Source organism: Holdemania sp. Marseille-P2844 (assembly GCF_900120005.1).
In the GTDB taxonomy this organism is placed as follows: domain Bacteria; phylum Bacillota_I; class Bacilli_A; order Erysipelotrichales; family Erysipelotrichaceae; genus Holdemania.
The window spans coordinates 170,989-188,119 of the sequence record NZ_LT635454.1; the positions used below are offsets into that span (position 1 = coordinate 170,989).

At 45.9% G+C, this 17,131-nt stretch carries 8 protein-coding genes; all 8 read left to right on the forward strand.

From position 1 onward, the window contains the following. Positions 1-98: 98 nt before the first annotated feature. Positions 99-800, forward strand: a complete 702-nt coding sequence (locus BQ7364_RS15615) for a LytR/AlgR family response regulator transcription factor (protein ID WP_072685607.1) — start codon at positions 99-101, stop codon at positions 798-800. Further along, positions 797-2,074 (forward strand): sensor histidine kinase, encoded by a 1,278-nt coding sequence (locus BQ7364_RS15620; RefSeq protein WP_072685608.1) that lies wholly within the window; start codon positions 797-799, stop codon positions 2,072-2,074. Before BQ7364_RS15615 ends, BQ7364_RS15620 begins: the two co-directional genes overlap by 4 nt. After that, positions 2,067-2,624, forward strand: a complete 558-nt coding sequence (locus BQ7364_RS15625; RefSeq protein WP_072685609.1) for an accessory gene regulator B family protein — start codon at positions 2,067-2,069, stop codon at positions 2,622-2,624. The genes BQ7364_RS15620 and BQ7364_RS15625 overlap by 8 nt, the downstream gene beginning before the upstream one ends. Before the next feature lie 437 nt (positions 2,625-3,061). After that, complete coding sequence (locus BQ7364_RS15630) at positions 3,062-3,472, forward strand: hypothetical protein (RefSeq protein ID WP_072685610.1); 411 nt, start codon at positions 3,062-3,064, stop codon at positions 3,470-3,472. Further along, positions 3,447-12,830, forward strand: coding sequence for a DUF6531 domain-containing protein (locus BQ7364_RS15635; protein WP_072685611.1), 9,384 nt, complete (start codon positions 3,447-3,449; stop codon positions 12,828-12,830). Before BQ7364_RS15630 ends, BQ7364_RS15635 begins: the two co-directional genes overlap by 26 nt. Positions 12,831-12,841: 11 nt before the next feature. Next, positions 12,842-13,219: a hypothetical protein gene (locus BQ7364_RS15640; protein WP_072685612.1), complete on the forward strand. Its 378-nt coding sequence runs from the start codon at positions 12,842-12,844 to the stop codon at positions 13,217-13,219. Positions 13,220-13,489: 270 nt separating this feature from the next. Continuing rightward, complete coding sequence (locus BQ7364_RS15645; RefSeq protein ID WP_083538662.1) at positions 13,490-16,357, forward strand: papain fold toxin domain-containing protein; 2,868 nt, start codon at positions 13,490-13,492, stop codon at positions 16,355-16,357. A 173-nt stretch (positions 16,358-16,530) separates the two neighbouring features. Beyond that, a complete protein-coding gene (locus BQ7364_RS15650) occupies positions 16,531-16,893 on the forward strand; it encodes a hypothetical protein (protein WP_072685614.1) in 363 nt (120 codons plus the stop codon). Positions 16,894-17,131: the final 238 nt, after the last annotated feature.

The following is a 17,131-nucleotide window of genomic DNA, read 5'->3' on the forward strand; positions in this document are numbered from 1 at the left end:
AATTTTATATTTGGAGGTTCAGCTTTTTTTTGTAGTCTTTTAAAATTTATGTTATAAATAGAATTATAAGATAACTTGAAAGAGAAGGAGATAAAAACGTGATCAAAGCAGCGATAGTCGACGACGATCTGGAATTTCTGGAAGTCATGGCCCATGAGCTTGAGAAAACGATGGTATTCACCGAAATTAAAACATCCAACGATCCTCAACAGTTTCTCGCCAAGCTTAATCAGGATTCTCCAGATGTTTTATTTTTAGATATTGAAATGCCAAATGTGAATGGTTTCTTCGTCGCCAAAGTCTGCCGGGAATTATCTCAGCCGCCGATAATTGTTTATGTTACGGCTGAGGAACAGTACATGGCTGAAGCCTTTGGCTCGCATATCGTCGGATTTCTGATAAAATCAAAGCTGAAAACTCAATTACCAAGACTTATTGAGAAAATTCGTGAAGAAGCGGCTTATTATCAGGTCAGCGTTGAAACTGAAATGGGCCGGCTCATGATCAGGCAGGATCAGATTCTTTATCTCAGTTGTTTCAATCGAAGCATCACGCTCTATTTGAAAAGTGGAACAATGGTAAAATTGAAAGGCCGCGTTTTAAACGAAGCTGTGAAAGCCCTGGCCATGGATGAAATTTTGGTCCAGATTAATCGCTCTGAAGTAGTTAATTTGATGAATGTGGAAAAGATTAGAGATAATTCCGTTTATCTCTGCGGATTAAACCGGCCGCTGCTTGCCAGTAAGTATCAGAAGTCAGAGGTACTCCGGCGTTTCTCTGACTTTAAGGTGAGAACATGATTCGCGCCGCCATTGAATTCAGTTTCTGTCTGCTGGAAATGATCAGCGTGACGCTGCTCGTTCAGAAGTTTTTTGTTCTGCGCAGGCAGGGGTTTGTCGTTGTACTGTCCATTCTGGGATTTGCGCTTATCGAATATTCGATGGAGTTCTGGACGGTGGATCCGGCGCTGTTGATTCCGTTTATGCTTATGAATATGATGGTGATGATCCGCTTCTTTTTTCCCGGCAAAACAAGAACGCTCATTGCGATTATTTTGGTGTTTTACATCGTTGAAGGAATTCTGTCTGCCGTCTCTATTCAGTTTTTGACCTTGACAGCGAAGGTTTCCGCAGCGGAGCTGATGCAGGAAAGCTGGCTGCGGACGCTTGGCGGCTACTTTAATAAGTTCGCGGTTCTGATTCCCATTTTGTTTATGAAGCGAAAGCCGGAATTGCCGCAGGACGAAGGTTTTGACTGGAGTTTCAGATGTTGCGCGTTTCTGTTATTCCTCTGTGTTTATATCAATTATCAGATCTGCGGCATCTTCAGCGATGACCGCATCCGTATTCTATCCTTGTTGATCAGCGCGGTCTTATTCGGCTGTTTCGTTTTGATGACATGGATGTTCCAGCAGTATTATCGCGTCGCTGAAAGTAAGAAACGGCTTGAGCTCGAGCATAACTGCAATACCCTGAAGGAAAACTGGCTTGCGGAAACGCTTGAAAATCAGGAAAAATTCCGGAAACAACGGCATGATCTGAAGCATCTGTTAGGAATGCTTGAATATTATTTAAAAGAGCAGCGGAATCTGGAAGCGCTCGCTTATGTCAGAAGTACCATGAAAGTCGTCGAGACAATTTCGAAGAAGGAGCATACTGGAGATCCGATTATCGACAGTCTTTTGAACCGGACGATGGAAAACGAACCAGAAGTTCAGTTTCATTTGGAAACGGGTCATATCCAATGGCCGTTAGAAGAATGGAGCACTTGTCTTTTAATCTCCAATCTGCTTAGCAACGCTGTGGAGGCAGCCAGGCAATCACCACAAAAGGAGATTGAGTTCTATTTGAAGGAAGATGATTCTGTAATTTATCTGACCTTGATCAATTCAGTCATGCCCGGCCGGCGAGTCAATCTGAATCGAAGCTCGAAACCGGACTTTAAAGAACACGGGTATGGTATTCAAAGTATTCGCTCGATTGTAAATCAAGCCCGGGGCGAACTTGATCTTCATCAGAATGGAGATCGTTTTGAGGTCCGGATTTTATTGCCGAAGGAGGAAAATCATGCGTAACTGTTCTTTGCGGTTAGCCCGCCGGCTGAACGCTCATTTAACCGAACCGGTTAATGAGAACGAACTGCGATTTGGAATCGAGAATTTGCTGATTCAGATGATATTAGTTCTTTGCATGAGTCTGATCGCAGCCCTGTTCCATGTCTTCGGACCGATGCTTCTCTTTATGCTGAGCTTAGTGGGTGTCCGCTCGTTCACCGGCGGAATTCATTTGCGTCAATTTCACCAATGTGTAATCCTGACCAACATCCTTTGTTTTGGCAGTCTTGCCCTCTGCGCTTATTTTACAACCCCTGTTTTCTACGGGCTGCTTGAAGGTCTGGCCGTACTTGCCATTTGGCGCTGGGCTCCGGATATGCGGTATAAGCGGCGTAAAACCGAACAAGATCGCCGCCGCGCCCGAAATATCAGCCGGATTCTATCCACTGCCTTAGCACTGCTTTCTCTTTTTGAAATGGGAATGATTAACCAGGGACCGGGCCGGATTCTGGCCTGTTCCCTGACGGCCACCGCGGTTTCGTTAGCCTTGGCTCAGCGGACAGCTTCTTGAAAAGATTCGTTTTCAGGAAGCTGTTTTTTTTATAAATTATCAGTAAAGAAAGCGATTGGCTGCCTGAACTGTCTATTCGCTCCCAAAAACAGCCTATTGGCTCCCAAACGGCAGACATTTTTAAAAAATTCCCTATAATGAAATTATCAATGTCGAAGAAAGGGGGAAAGGGGAATGAAGCAGCGTTTCTGGAAAATGGCAGCGGCGCTTGTGCTGGCTGTCGGCGCGCTCAGCCGTTTGACGATTTCACAATGGGGCTGGTATCAGCCGGAAGAAGACTGACTTGGCAGTTTACAACATCAGGGGGAAAAGAACAGGGAAATGTTCGCCGACGTGATGAAGGAAGGTTGACTGAGCGTTGACGATAAGATAATTCATTTCTCCTTTTGCCTATGATAGCTCATAGGCGTTTTTAGTATGCACTTCAGGAGGTCTTTATGCAGGGAAAACGAATATTCATTCTGATTTTGATTCTCGGTCTGCTGGGCGGCTGTCAGCCTCAAGCGCAGAAGAGCGCGGAGCAGCAGTTTTTGCAAACGCTGCAGCGGGGACAGGCAGAGCTCGCGTCTTTATTTGAAAACGGCCAGCCTCAATCTTCCGCATGGCTGCAGCAGCTCGGCGACCTGGGCGGGCAGTGGAGCCGGATCCAGGAATCGTATAACGGAAGCGACGAAGAGGTCGCGGCGTTAGCGCAGGCCTATGAAACGATGGGTGAAAGGGTTTGTGTTATCGCGGAAGCTTTGAAGAATCAGGAATCAGAGAAAGCGATTGAAGAATTGGAAAACTTAAAGTCCGAAGCAAGAAAGAATGGGGAAAAAGTCAATGAAATCGTTAAGCGGTGGAATTAAGAAACTCATGATCTGCTTGTTCAGCTTTTGTATGCTGGTGCAGAATACCGACAGCATCCGGGCGGTGAATGAGCGGCGAATTGTTGAAAAGTACAACCAGACAGGTCCGTATTACAATGTGGATATCACGGAGAATGATCCGGTCAACAATGAGGAGTCGGAAGAACAGCCATCCCAACCGGAAACGACGCTGGATGGAGAACCGCAGCCTTCGTCAAGTCCGCAAGTTACGGCCGAACCGGAGCCGACGCCGGAAATCACAGCTGAGCCGACGGTTCAGCCTACCGTTGAACCGGCTCCGGAGCCAACTGCGGAACCCACGGTCGTTCCGACGATGACGCCGCAGCCGACGATGACGCCTGCCGTCACGCCGTCTGCCGCACCGACGGTCACGCCCTCTGCCAGCGCCGCGCCGCTGGAATTTACGCAGACGGAAACCAATCCCGCCGATCCGCAGCCAGAGGATTTTGCGGATCCGGAAATTGTGGATGAAAGAACCGTTATTTATACCAACAAGGAAGACCAGAATCTGAAGAAAATGGTGATGGGCGTCATTCGCAATTATAAAACGGAAGACGGCTTTGCCCCGATTGATACCCAGCTGACGCCGGCGGTCAATCTGCTTTCAGAGGAAGGCCGCGATGTTTTCGTGCAGAACACGGCGAACGTTGTCCGCAGCTATTATCCAGCGGATTCTCAAACCGGCGTTGTCTTGGAAAAAGACGATGTCCGCGTCACCGTGATTCCGCAGCTGAAGCAAATCGGTGAACCAAGCGCAGAGGGCGCCCAGCTGATCTATCCGATGGAGCATCAGATCAATCTGCGGTATACGGTGATGCCGGCCTGGGTCGAGGAGGAGCTTGTTCTGTATGAAAAGCCGCAGACCGCTTCTTTTACCAGTCGGATCACGGTGGAAAACGGCGCCGTCCGACCGGGCGACGAACACGGGGTAATCGTCGTGGATCAAAACGGGCAGCTTGCCTTACTGATCCGCGCGCCGAAAGCCAAAGACGCCGCCGACAACGAAACGGAAGTCCGCGTCGCGCTGAATGGCGATCAGATCGAATACAGCGTAGATGAGAGCTGGCTGATGAGCGACGACCGCGTCTATCCGGTCGTCATCGACCCCAACTATTTCGGCTATGCGCACAACGGCACGGACGTCAGCGTATCGCAAAGCCGACCGACCAAGACGCTCGGCAATCCGAATATGGAAGCCGATAACTGGGTGTTGAAAAACTACGACGACGCATTCCTGTTTATCGGCAATCATCCGCGTTATTCCCATGCTTTCAGCTTCTATAAGATTAACGATGACCGGATGAACGAAGTGCTCAAAGGCAAATACATCAAAAAAGCGACGTTGAACATCATTCAGGGAAAAACCAAACCGGGCACGACGAATGAGTTGCTCGCCTGCAGCATTCCGGGTACTTACGATATTACAAAAGCGACATATCTGAACATGCCGACCAATTACGACTGCTTTACCAGCGACTGGACCTGGGAAGGCTTCTGGCTGCATACGCTGGATATTACGCCGTATGTCAAGGATGTCGCGGAAAACAACAAGCCGAATAACGGCGTGCTGCTGACGCTGAAGGATCCGGATTCCAGTTATCTGGAAATGTATGCGTCGGAATACTATTACATCACCGGTACCGGAGAAAACACGCCGTATGTCGAAGCGGAATACTATGACAGTCCGGACATCACCATGACCGACGTCAACCAGTTTACCTGGAATGTCCGGCCTTTCGTCAAGTACGATTTCAAAGAAGGTCTGGCGTATCTGGTTGCCGTGGGTTTCGACGGAACCGCGCCTTACCATGCCCAGACAACCGTCACGATCAAAGACGGGGAAACTGTGAAATTCACCGAAACGATGGAAGCGGTGGATAACTTTTACCGTTACCCGGAATATCCGGAAATTGAAAAAGCTCAGAGCTACAACGAAACGAAGGTCAGCAATTACCAAACCGGGAAGTTCTTTGACAGCTTTGAGCCGGGAAAATTATATACCGTGCAGTTCCAGTCGGTGAAGGGAACGCAGAAAAGCACGGTGAAAGAAACCTATTTCAGAACCTATGAGGTCAAGGGGTTTGATTTAGTCAGTTCGATCGCCTCATTCTACGGCATCACCAAGGAAACACTGATGCAGGATAACAATCTGCAGGATGAGCTGGTCACCCAGGGCAATATCCTGTTTATCCGCGAACCGCAGAAAAACAAAGACGTTGATTATGTGGAAGAGGATTTATCGACAGATCAGAAAAAGCAGGTGGACGCGGCGCTGCGCGGACGGGATGTGCAGTGCGAATTCGGTTTTGAGCCGATCAACCTGAACACCGGCAACTTCATTCTGGAAAGTCAGGATTTCGCAATGAACGTCCTGGAGGAAAGCTTTACTTTCTCCCGGGCCTACAACAGCAGCGCGGCCGGCGTCTTCGGTATTTTCGGCATGGGCTGGGCGTTCAGCGGACTTTCCCGGATTTCCAGTGATGATCAAGGCGCCACAGTCATTTTAGAAGACGGTACCAAGTATTATTTTGCCAAGCAGAGCGACGGCACGTTTGTCAATAACCTGACGACGGTCTTTAAGCTGACATGGGATACCGATCATTTCGTTTTGAAAAATCAAGACACGACCTGGGTTTACAATGAACAGGGATTTGTGACGAAGAACCTGGACAAGCAGGGCCGCGAAACAACCTATACCTACAAACAGGGCTTGCCGGATACGATTACATTAAAAGACGGCAAAACGATAACCTTCCATTACAATGCCGAGAATCTGGTTGACGAGATCCGGCTGGGAGAAAAGGATAAGGTCAGCTATGGCTACGACACGAATCTGAATCTGATCTCTTTTACCGATCAGACCGGCGCGGTGATCGAGTATGCCTATGACGCCGATCATAACATGACCTCGTGGAAGAATCAGAACGAAGCGCTGGTCATCACCAATACGTATGACGCCAATCACCGCGTAACCAAGCAGGTTGACGGCGAAGGCAATGTCATGACGCTGGAATATCTGGAAGGCCGCACGAAAACCACGGATGCCAAAGGTAATGTGGAAACCACCTGGTTTGACGCCAAGGGTCAGACCACCAAGGTGGAATACGCGGATAACCGCCAGGTATTAAAGACCTTTGTGAATGGTTTGTTAACCGAAGAAACACTGGAAAACGGCATTCGCTGGAGCTATACTTACGACCAGAACGGCAATCAGCTGACAGCGGCGCGCAGCGATGGTTTTAAGGAAACCCGGACGTATGACGCGAATAACAACCTGCTGACAAAGTCGAATACTGCCGGACAGAGCGAAGCCTGGACCTATGATGCCCGCAGCAACAAGACCAGTCATACCGATGCGTTGGGGCAGACCACAACCTACGCTTATAACGAACTCAACCAGATGATCAGCGAAACCGATCCGCTCAAGCATACGACGACTTATGAATATAACGAACAGGGCCGGGTAAGCAAGGTCACCTATCCGGATGGTACATTTTATACTTATACGTATAATGCGGCCGGATATCTGTTGACCGCGACAGATCAGGATAACCGGAAAACGACGCATGTGCTGAACGCACGTAATGAAATCGTGCAGATCATCAATCCGGACGGCGGCACAAAATCGTTTACCTATGACGCCGCGGGTAACAAGCTGTCGGAAAGCAATTTTAACGGCAACGTCACAGTCTACGAATATGATCTGTACGGCAACGTCGTAAAAATGACCGATCCGCTGGGTAACGTCACAACTTATACTTATGATTCAAACCAGAATCTGATCAAGACGACTTATCCGGACGGTGCGGAGACGACCCGCACGGTGGACAGCCGCGGCCGCACAGTTTCCCAGACGGCCAACGGACTGACGAGTACCTATACGTACAATCAGTACGGCGTCGCAACGGAAACCAATGCACACGATCAGACGAAAACCTTCACTTATGACGCGCTGGGCAACATTGTAAAAACAAAGGACTTCGACGGTCTGGAAACCACATCCACTTATGATGTCCTGGGCCGGGTTCTGACGACGACTGACAAAGCCGGCAACGTGACCACGTATGCCTATGACGCGAAGGGACAACGGACCAGTCAGACAACCTCGCGGCAGAAAATCATCTATGAATATGACGCGCTCGGTCATGAAATCAAACAGACGCTGACCAGCGACAATCAGGTCAAGGTTACGGAAAAGGGCTATGATGGCATGGGCCATCTGATCAGCGTGAAGGATCCGCTAGGCCATACGACGACGTATACGTATTCCAAGGGCTTAAAAACAAAAATGACCGATGCCCTGGGGCAGGAAACGATTTACGCGTATGACGCTCTGGGCCGGGTTATCAGTGAAACCAGCGCGGATAAGAAGGTTCGTCGTTGGAGCTATGATCACGAAGGCAATATCCTCAGCGCCACAGATACCAACGGCCAGACGACAACTTTCGTTTACAATGGCAATCAACAGCTGATCGAACAAAAGGATGCTTTGAACAATCGGACGACGACCACTGTCGACAGCCGCGGCCGCACAATCTTAACGACAACGCCGCTTGGCAATAAAACCGGTTTCCAGTATGATATCCACGGCCGTTTGACGCAGAAGACGCGCAATGGCAAGGTCGTTGAAAGCTATGTCTACGATCAGTTTGGAAATCTGACGTCTCAGACCGTCCAGGGCTTAACGACGACGTTTGTTTACGACGCTTACGACCAGCTGATCAAAACGACCGAGCCGACCGGTCTGGTCACGGAAAATGTGCTGGATGAGCGGCATCGTTTGACGCAGGTGAAAGTGAACGGCGAAATCAATCACACTTATACCTATGACACCTACGATCAGGTGATTTCGGAAACGGACGCTTACGGCAGTACGACAACCTATAAAATCAACGCCGACGGCCGGATTCTTCAGAAAACGGGTCACGGGATAACGACGGATTATACTTATGACGCCAACGGCAACTGCCTGAGTCAGACAGACAGTCTGAAAAATACCAAAGTATTTGCCTATGACGCACTGAACCGCCTGACAAGCGAGACGATCAACGGCGCAGAAATTCTCTACGTTTATGATCTGCGCGGTCATGTCACCCAGCTGACCGACCGCAACGGCAATGTAACCGCAACAACTTATGACGGAGAAGGCAATCTGTTGTCAACGACCGCCAACGGCCATACGACACAGTCCGTTTACGATGCGGTAAATCAGAAAATTACGGAAAAGGTCGATAACCAGACGATCCGGCAATGGGCCTACGACGCTGACGGCCGGCTGATCAAGGAAACCGACGGACTGGGCGGCGTCACGCAGACGGTTTATAACCCGGCAGGTCTGGTTTCCAAGACGGTTGATCCGATGGGCTACGCGACGGAATATACTTATGACGAGCATGATAATCTGACCCTCAGCAAAGACGCCAAAGGAAATACGATCCAGCGGCAGTACAACGCGCTGAATCAATGTGTGAAGGAAACATCGAAAATCGGCGGCGTCACAGCTTATGAATACGATCTTTTCGGCAATGTCAGGAAAACGACCTATCCGGACGGCGGCGTGGAAACGTTCACCTACAACGCCAAAAATCAAAAGGTCAGTGAAACGAAGACCAACGGCTCGGTTTGGAAATATTCGTATAATGCTTACAATCAGCTGCTGAAAACGTGGCAGGATGATGTTCTGATTGAAGAAAACGTTTACGACGCGATCGGCAATAAGATTGAATTCTATGACGCGCTGCGCAACAAGACGAGCTGGCAGTATGATAAGACCGGCCGCGTCATCCTGCAGAAGAACGCGCTGAACCAGACGCAGACCTACACCTACGACGAAGAAGACCGGATGCTGAGCAAGACGGATGAAGCCGGGATTACGACGGTCTATACCTATGACGCGGCTGACAACGTCCTGAGCGAAAAGGTCAATAACGCGAAGACAACGCGCTGGACGTATGACGCCTTTAATCAGGTGCTCAGCGAAACCGATCCGACGGGCAGCACAACCCGGTACGAATATGATCTGAACCAGCGCCGGATTAAGACGATTGACGCGCTGGATCATGTTCAAACGGTGGAATACAATGCCGCCGGTTATGAAATTGCAGCGGTGGACGCCAACGGCAAGCGTTATGAAAAGGTTTACGATGAAGTCTACAACCTGATTCAGGAAAAAGATCCGCTGAAGCATATCGTTACCTATACTTACGATGCGGCAGGAAACATGACTTCCGTTCAGGACGCCCGCGGCTTTAAGATCAATTATACGTTGAACAAGATGGGCAAGGTCACGCGGCGGTATTATGATCAGACGGAAGTGCTGTACGTCTACAATACTTCTGGCGAACTGATCAAAGCGACGGATGAAGATAAGAAGTCGGAAGAATATACGTATGATAAAAACGGAAATCTGTTAACCTTGAAGCAGAAAGACGGAACGGTCATTACCTATACTTACGACGCTAATCAGAATCTGCTTTCCAAGCCGGATGCCGCATTTACCTATGACGCGCTCAACCGGGTTATCACGATGAACGATGATCAGGGCAAGACCGAATATACCTATGACGCGGCAGGCAACACCACACAGGTTGTCCGGGACGCCAAAACGATCAAGTATGAATATGACGCCTATGGCAACCGTACCAAGATTGTCTATCCGGATAATACGTCGATCACCTATCAATACGATCTGTCCGGCAGAATGACCAAAACCGTCAACGCTTCACATTATTCTAACTATGAATATGACGCGCTGGGACGGATGACCAAGGAGTGGATGTGCAACAACGTCGTCATCACCAAGAGCTATGACAACAACGGCAACCTGTTGACCCAACTGACCAAGCTGGGCACACGGACTCTGAGTTCTTATACGTACGTCTACAACGACATCAACAGCGTCATTCAGGAAACAGAGATCCTGAATGGAACGACAACGGTCAAGGATTACAGCTACAATGAAAACGACGAGCTGATCAAAACGGTGAAGAAGCAGGGAAGCAGCACCACAACGACCGAGTATGTGATCACGCTGACCGGCAACAAGACGGAAGTCACGGAAGGACAGGTGACCTACCGGGCAACTTATGACGACTTCAACCGGATCAAGACGTATTATGATGGCACTTATCATATTACCTATGCTTATGACGCCAATGGCAACCGGATCCGGGAAGGCCGCGACGACAACACGGTGAAGGAATACACATACAACAAGCTGAACCAGCTGGTCAGTGTGAAGGATTTTGACGGAACTGTAACAACGTATGCGTATGATGGAGCGGGGAACCGGATTCGTCAGACCGCAGACCGTACGAATACCGTCGCTAAGACCTCGCCAGCGGCACTTTCTGACAGCATTGACACATTTATCCAACAGCTGAAGCAAACCCCGTCAGAAGCACTGGAAACGCACCAGACAGAGAATAAAGTCCAAACCCGGGCTGTGACGGGCAATACAACGACGATTGATTACCTGAACGACGAATTAGCGGAGTATCCGGTAGTGTTAGTGAAGACGCAGGACAAGGCCGCAACGAAGTACTGGTATGGCAATGAAAGATTGTGTACGAACGAAGATTTCTATTTGTACGACGGACAAGGAAGCGTTACAATCTTGTTAAGCGGATACAACAGTATCTTATCGACGTACAGCTACAGCGATTATGGAAGAAGGGATAAGAAGTACAATCCATTCACCAGCGGCAGTGATGAATACGGATATCGTTCGGAAGCACACAACAGCGATGAGACTCAGTATCTGCGGGCACGGTATTATGACACGGTAACCGAACTGTTTATCAGTGCGGACGGCTATCGCGGCAACTGGCAGGATCCGTTAAGTCAGAACCGGTATAACTATGGCAGAAACAACCCGAACAAGTACTTTGACCCAACCGGAAAGTGGAGTCTGTGGGGAGCGGTAAAAAACACGGTAAACAAAGTTGTGAACACAGTGAAGAAGACTGTAAACAACGTTGTCAATACAGTGAAGAAAACAGTGAATAACGTCGTCAATACGGTGAAGAACACATTCAATCCGCCAAAACAAAGTACACCGCAAAGAAATAATACGAATCCCACAGGCTATCGAACGACCCCACCGATCTATAAGCAATATGATAAAGCGATTACTTATCAATATGATGAACCGAGTCGACCTTCTTCCGGAGGTGGAAGTAGTAATAATGGAAGTACGCCCAACAATTATGTTAATGCAGCAAATGACGCAGCTCTAGCTATATTGAGAGCAGCACAGGAAGCGGCAGCAAAAAAGGCAGAGGAAGAACTGAAGAAACAGACGACAAGTAAATTTGCGGATCTGAATGAAGGGTTGAGGAGAGCAACTGAAGCGTTTACTAAGCAAATTGAAAAGAAACGGGAAGTAGAAGCCATCTTATCTGGATATAAAGGTATCGATTTCAAGGATGTAACAGACAAGATAGGATCATTAGCGAATCGTGTCAGCGGCTGGTGTAATGAAGCGAAGGGCGAAATTGAAAAAGGACTGAAGTGGGTTGGTGAAAAAGCCGGGGAAGTCGGAGACGCCGTAAAGAGAGTGACCCAGAATACAATTCAAAGCTTCATAGATCATCCAGTAGAAAATCTTGTGATAATCGGCAGCGGAGCAGCGGTACTGTACCTAACAGCGGCCTCGTTTGGAACTCTGCCAGCGTTAGCTGCATTATTGGGAAACACTGCGGCAGCAGCCTATGGCGGAGCAACGGTGTATGGAATCTACGAATACAAGAGCGGAGATAAAGAAAAAGGCGAAGAGGATCTGAAGAAGGTCGCATTATCAGCGATCACGATGGCAGGAGCCTTCGGAGCGCAGGGAAATGCAAATGTTACGAATACGCCAGGAGGGAATGTCCAGCCAAATGGAAGTCTGGCATTAGAGGGTGGCCGTATAATCGGATACTCAATCGCACTGGAAGGCGTAACGTCAATCAGTTCGGAGGTTACGGATGCCTTAGGCATCACTCAATCTGCGATTGCGAATGGTGGTGGATCATCTGTAGATCAAAAGGCAAAAAATGATCGGAAGGAATCCATAAACAACGATTATGTAGAAATAGAAGGGAGAGGATCTACTGGTAGGACAAAACCACAGGATATAGTTGAAGAAATTGCGATGGATAATACAAAGAAAAATCCATTTAATCCAGGAGAAGGAAATTCAGTCAGAAGAGTTATAGATGAGTTAGGAGATGAACGTTGGAAAAACTGGGAAAAATGGGAAGTTGTATATAGAACAGATTCTGGTAGAAAAGTAACAATACATTTTTCTTATGATCCAGTTAATCATTTGTTTGATGACTTTAAGTTTAAAAATTAAAGGAGATAAATATGCTAGTAAAATGTAAAAAGTCTTTTAGACATCAACTAAAGGAGGGAAATATATATTTAGTAGTAGAAATAATTATAAAACGCAAAAGTAACACAATCAGGTATAGGCTGATTGATAATGAAGGATATCCTGCAATTTATGAGGCAGATATGTTTGAAGTTCAAACAAATGTATTGAAGGATTATGCTATAACAATAAATCAAGAGAGTATATTAATATCACCTATTCAAATAGCAAACTCCGAATTGAATAGAGAAGATATTAATGGTTTCTGGGGGTTATTTGTTGAGGATAATCTTGAAGCTAAAAAAATTTTAATGGAAAGCGTGGAAAATTTAGCTTTATCTGAAAATATTATTACACCATGCTTGGAATAATATTGTAATTGTGTCGTGGATGGTTAAATAGAGCTGGCAGGAAAAGGATTATAAAAACTTTTCCTGCCAGCTTTGTTAAACAAGAGAAATAATTAATCCATAGGAAATTTTTGTTGCTGTATTAGACTGACTCTGGACCAGTTTTATCTAGACTTAGTAAGGAATTTGTGTTAATTGGTTTTCACTTAGAAGCTAAGATAATAATATTTAAAAAATTAGAAATTCTATAATACTTATCTTTGTAACTCTCAGCATTCACGCTTGATCGCCATGGCTCAAGCGTCATTTCTGGAATTTATCAACAAGATGGGCAAGGTCACGCGCCGGTATTATGATCAGACGGAAGTGCTGTATGCCTACAATACTTCAGGCGAACTGATCAAAGCGACGGATGAAGATAAGAAGTCGGAAGAATATACGTATGATAAAAACGGAAATCTGTTAACCTTGAAGCAGAAAGACGGAACGGTCATTACCTATACCTACGACGCTAATCAGAATCTGCTTTCCAAGCCGGATGCCGCATTTACCTATGACGCGGCGGGCAACACCACGCAGGTTGTCCGGGACGCCAAAACGATCAAGTATGAATATGACGCCTATGGCAACCGTACCAAGATTGTCTATCCGGATAATACGTCGATCAGCTACCAATACGATCTGTCCGGCAGAATGACCAAAACCGTCAACGCTTCACATTATTCTAACTATGAATATGACGCGCTGGGACGGATGACCAAGGAGTGGATGTGCAACAACGTCGTCATCACCAAGAGCTATGACAACAACGGCAACCTGTTGACCCAACTGACCAAGCTGGGCACACGGACTCTGAGTTCTTATACGTACGTCTACAACGACATCAACAGCGTCATTCAGGAAACAGAGATTCTGAATGGAACGACAACGGTCAAGGATTACAGCTACAATGAGAACGACGAGCTGATCAAAACGGTGAAAAAGCAGGGAAGCAGCACCACAACGACCGAGTATGTGATCACGCTGACCGGCAACAAGACGGAAGTCACGGAAGGACAGGTGACCTACCGGGCAACTTATGACGACTTCAACCGAATCAAGACGTATTATGATGGCACTTATCATATTACCTATGCTTATGACACCAATGGCAACCGGATCCGGGAAGGCCGCGACGACAACACGGTCAAGGAATACACATACAACAAGCTGAACCAGTTAATTAGCGTGAAGGATTTCGACGGAACTGTAACAACGTATGCCTATGATGGAGCGGGGAACCGGATCCGTCAGACCGCAGACCGTACGAATACCGTCGTTAAGACCTCGCCAGCGGCACTTTCTGACAGTATTGACACGTTCATCCAACAGCTGAAGCAAACCCCGTCGGAAGCACTGGAAACGCACCAGACAGAGAATAAAGTCCAAACCCGGGCTGTGACGGGCAATACAACGACCATTGATTACCTGAACGACGAATTAGCGGAGTATCCGGTAGTGTTAGTGAAGACGCAGGACAAGGCCGCAACGAAGTACTGGTATGGCAATGAAAGATTGTGTACGAACGAAGATTTCTATTTGTACGACGGACAAGGAAGCGTTACAATCTTGTTAAGCGGATACAACAGTATCTTATCGACGTACAGCTACAGCGATTATGGAAGAAGGGATAAGAAGTACAATCCATTCACCAGCGGCAGCGATGAATACGGATATCGTTCGGAAGCGCACAACAGCGATGAGACTCAGTATCTGCGGGCACGGTATTATGACACAGTGACGGAGTTGTTTATCAGCGCCGACGGCTATCGCGGCAACTGGCAGGATCCGTTAAGTCAGAACCGGTATAACTATGGCAGAAACAACCCGAACAAGTACTTTGACCCAACCGGATTTAAGAGTATAGTCCCAATAGGCGGGGGAATTTATAATCCACCAAGTCAACCAAAGAAAAAACCAATCAGCAATGGAACAGTGAATCAACATACAAAGCCGCAGACGAAAGGAGGAGCGACAAACAAAGGCGGTGGCGGAAGTGCCAATAGCGGTTCAGGTGCAGGAAGAAATACGAGTAGTAGTTCAAGTAAAACCAATTCAAATAACGCTGCAGAAATAGCTCGACGAGCAGCAGAAGAAACGGCAAGAAGAATTGCGGAAGAGGCAAAAAGAGCAGCAGAGCTGATTAAAAAGCAAACAGAGGAAAAGCAATCTCAACTCGTTAAAGCAATGAAAAATATCGTTGAAAAGATGACGGTTGCGGTTAAAGATGTGGTGCTTAATAATTTGACCCATGAAACAGCGAACTTAAATAAAAAGTATCCTGAAGTCACAGGCACGTTGGAAGAACGGGTGAATGTAATATGTGGAAAACCAAAAGAAGAGAAAAAGGATACTGAGAACAAAGGTGACCTATTAAATACAATTAATAATGGGATCAAGAGTGCAGGTGTCGCTGTATCTGAAATATTCCAATCCTCTGAATTTTTGACCTTATCTCTATCCATTGTGTTAGATAAGACGATCGATAAATATTTGCCAATGAAAGGCATTTTAAACGCTATTTCTATCTTTGGTATTTCTGCAGGGCTAACTGAGAAAATACCGTTAAATGCTGGAGATGAAGGAAAACTAGCAGAAAAGATTCCATTGGATAAGGAATTAGAATACCTAGAGAAGTTGCCGGGGATCAGTATTAGAAAAGACCTAGTCATCGATCTTCCATTAAATATCAAAGGAAATCAGGATTATCTGGAAAAGATTAAAATCAGGAACGAGCAGACCTTTGTGGAAGAGATTCCTTGGGATGAAGTGATCGAGAATGCGTACAAGTCTGAAATCGGCAATATTGTTAAGGGAATACCAGGTGATTTTAAAGAAGTTTATAAGTGCAAGGAATATGCAAATTATCTAGAAAAATCCTTAAAGGAAGTTGGTATTGAAGGCGAACGAGTAATTATAAAAAGCAAAACGGGTTATATCTATTCTGATAAATATGGTGGAAACATTTCAACAAATGGCATTCATGAGGCTATTAAGGTAGGTAATAAAGTATATGATAATATGACTCCTGATGGTATGGATTATAACGCATGGCTTAACGATTTAGGAATAGATGATATTCCATGGGAATTTGAAATTGATTTTAAACTGATTAAATAAAATCGCAGTATTTAAGGAATTAGAGTCACTCATTAACTAAGAACATTTGTTAATGAGTGACTTATAGTTCTAATTATTGAATAAGAAAAAGAATATCTTAAGCAATGTGAAGATCAAATGTTATCAATAGTTGGAATTTTTGATTACGTCATTAATTTTAGGAGAAAAAGAATATGCACAAAATAGATGATTTACTTAAATGGATAGAATTACGACCTTGCATGTATATTGGTGAATATAAGTTTGAGAATTTATATCACTTTTTAAATGGTTTTTTATATGATAATCCTAATTTGCAAAAACCGGGTGCTTTTGAAAGCAAATTTAAATATGAATTCCACCAATGGGTTCGTAATTGGATAGAACAAAATATGAATATTGTTTTTAATGAAGAAAGAGATTATCATTATTATATAAAAAAAGTTTCTAGCACTGAAAAACAATGTTTTGATTTATTCTTTAAATTATGTAATATTTATTTCAAGGAACTAGATGGTATCAAAGCTAAGCAGAATCAAATAGATAATAATTATTGAATACTAGAATGTATATTATAAAACTATGTAAACTTAAATTACTTTGATTTTATTTTGGGAATATTAAGGATAAATTTGTTAAAATGTTTATTATCAATGGGTCTCTCCATTGATAAAATATAGGACCCTTAGCATGCTCATTGGTTCTTCCTTGAACTTGAGTAAAGGTACAAGAAGAAGGACGTGAAAAGTGTGATTTCAAGCTTTGTACGTCTTTTTTTGGTACAGCGTAAGCGTC

Coding starts and splice junctions, on each gene's coding strand:
- BQ7364_RS15620 (WP_072685608.1), top strand. CDS start 797: ATGATTCGCGCCGCCATTGAATTCAGTTTCTGTCTGCTGGAAATGATC.
- BQ7364_RS15625 (WP_072685609.1), top strand. CDS start 2,067: ATGCGTAACTGTTCTTTGCGGTTAGCCCGCCGGCTGAACGCTCATTTA.
- BQ7364_RS15630 (WP_072685610.1), top strand. CDS start 3,062: ATGCAGGGAAAACGAATATTCATTCTGATTTTGATTCTCGGTCTGCTG.
- BQ7364_RS15635 (WP_072685611.1), top strand. CDS start 3,447: ATGAAATCGTTAAGCGGTGGAATTAAGAAACTCATGATCTGCTTGTTC.
- BQ7364_RS15640 (WP_072685612.1), top strand. CDS start 12,842: ATGCTAGTAAAATGTAAAAAGTCTTTTAGACATCAACTAAAGGAGGGA.
- BQ7364_RS15645 (WP_083538662.1), top strand. CDS start 13,490: ATGGCTCAAGCGTCATTTCTGGAATTTATCAACAAGATGGGCAAGGTC.
- BQ7364_RS15650 (WP_072685614.1), top strand. CDS start 16,531: ATGCACAAAATAGATGATTTACTTAAATGGATAGAATTACGACCTTGC.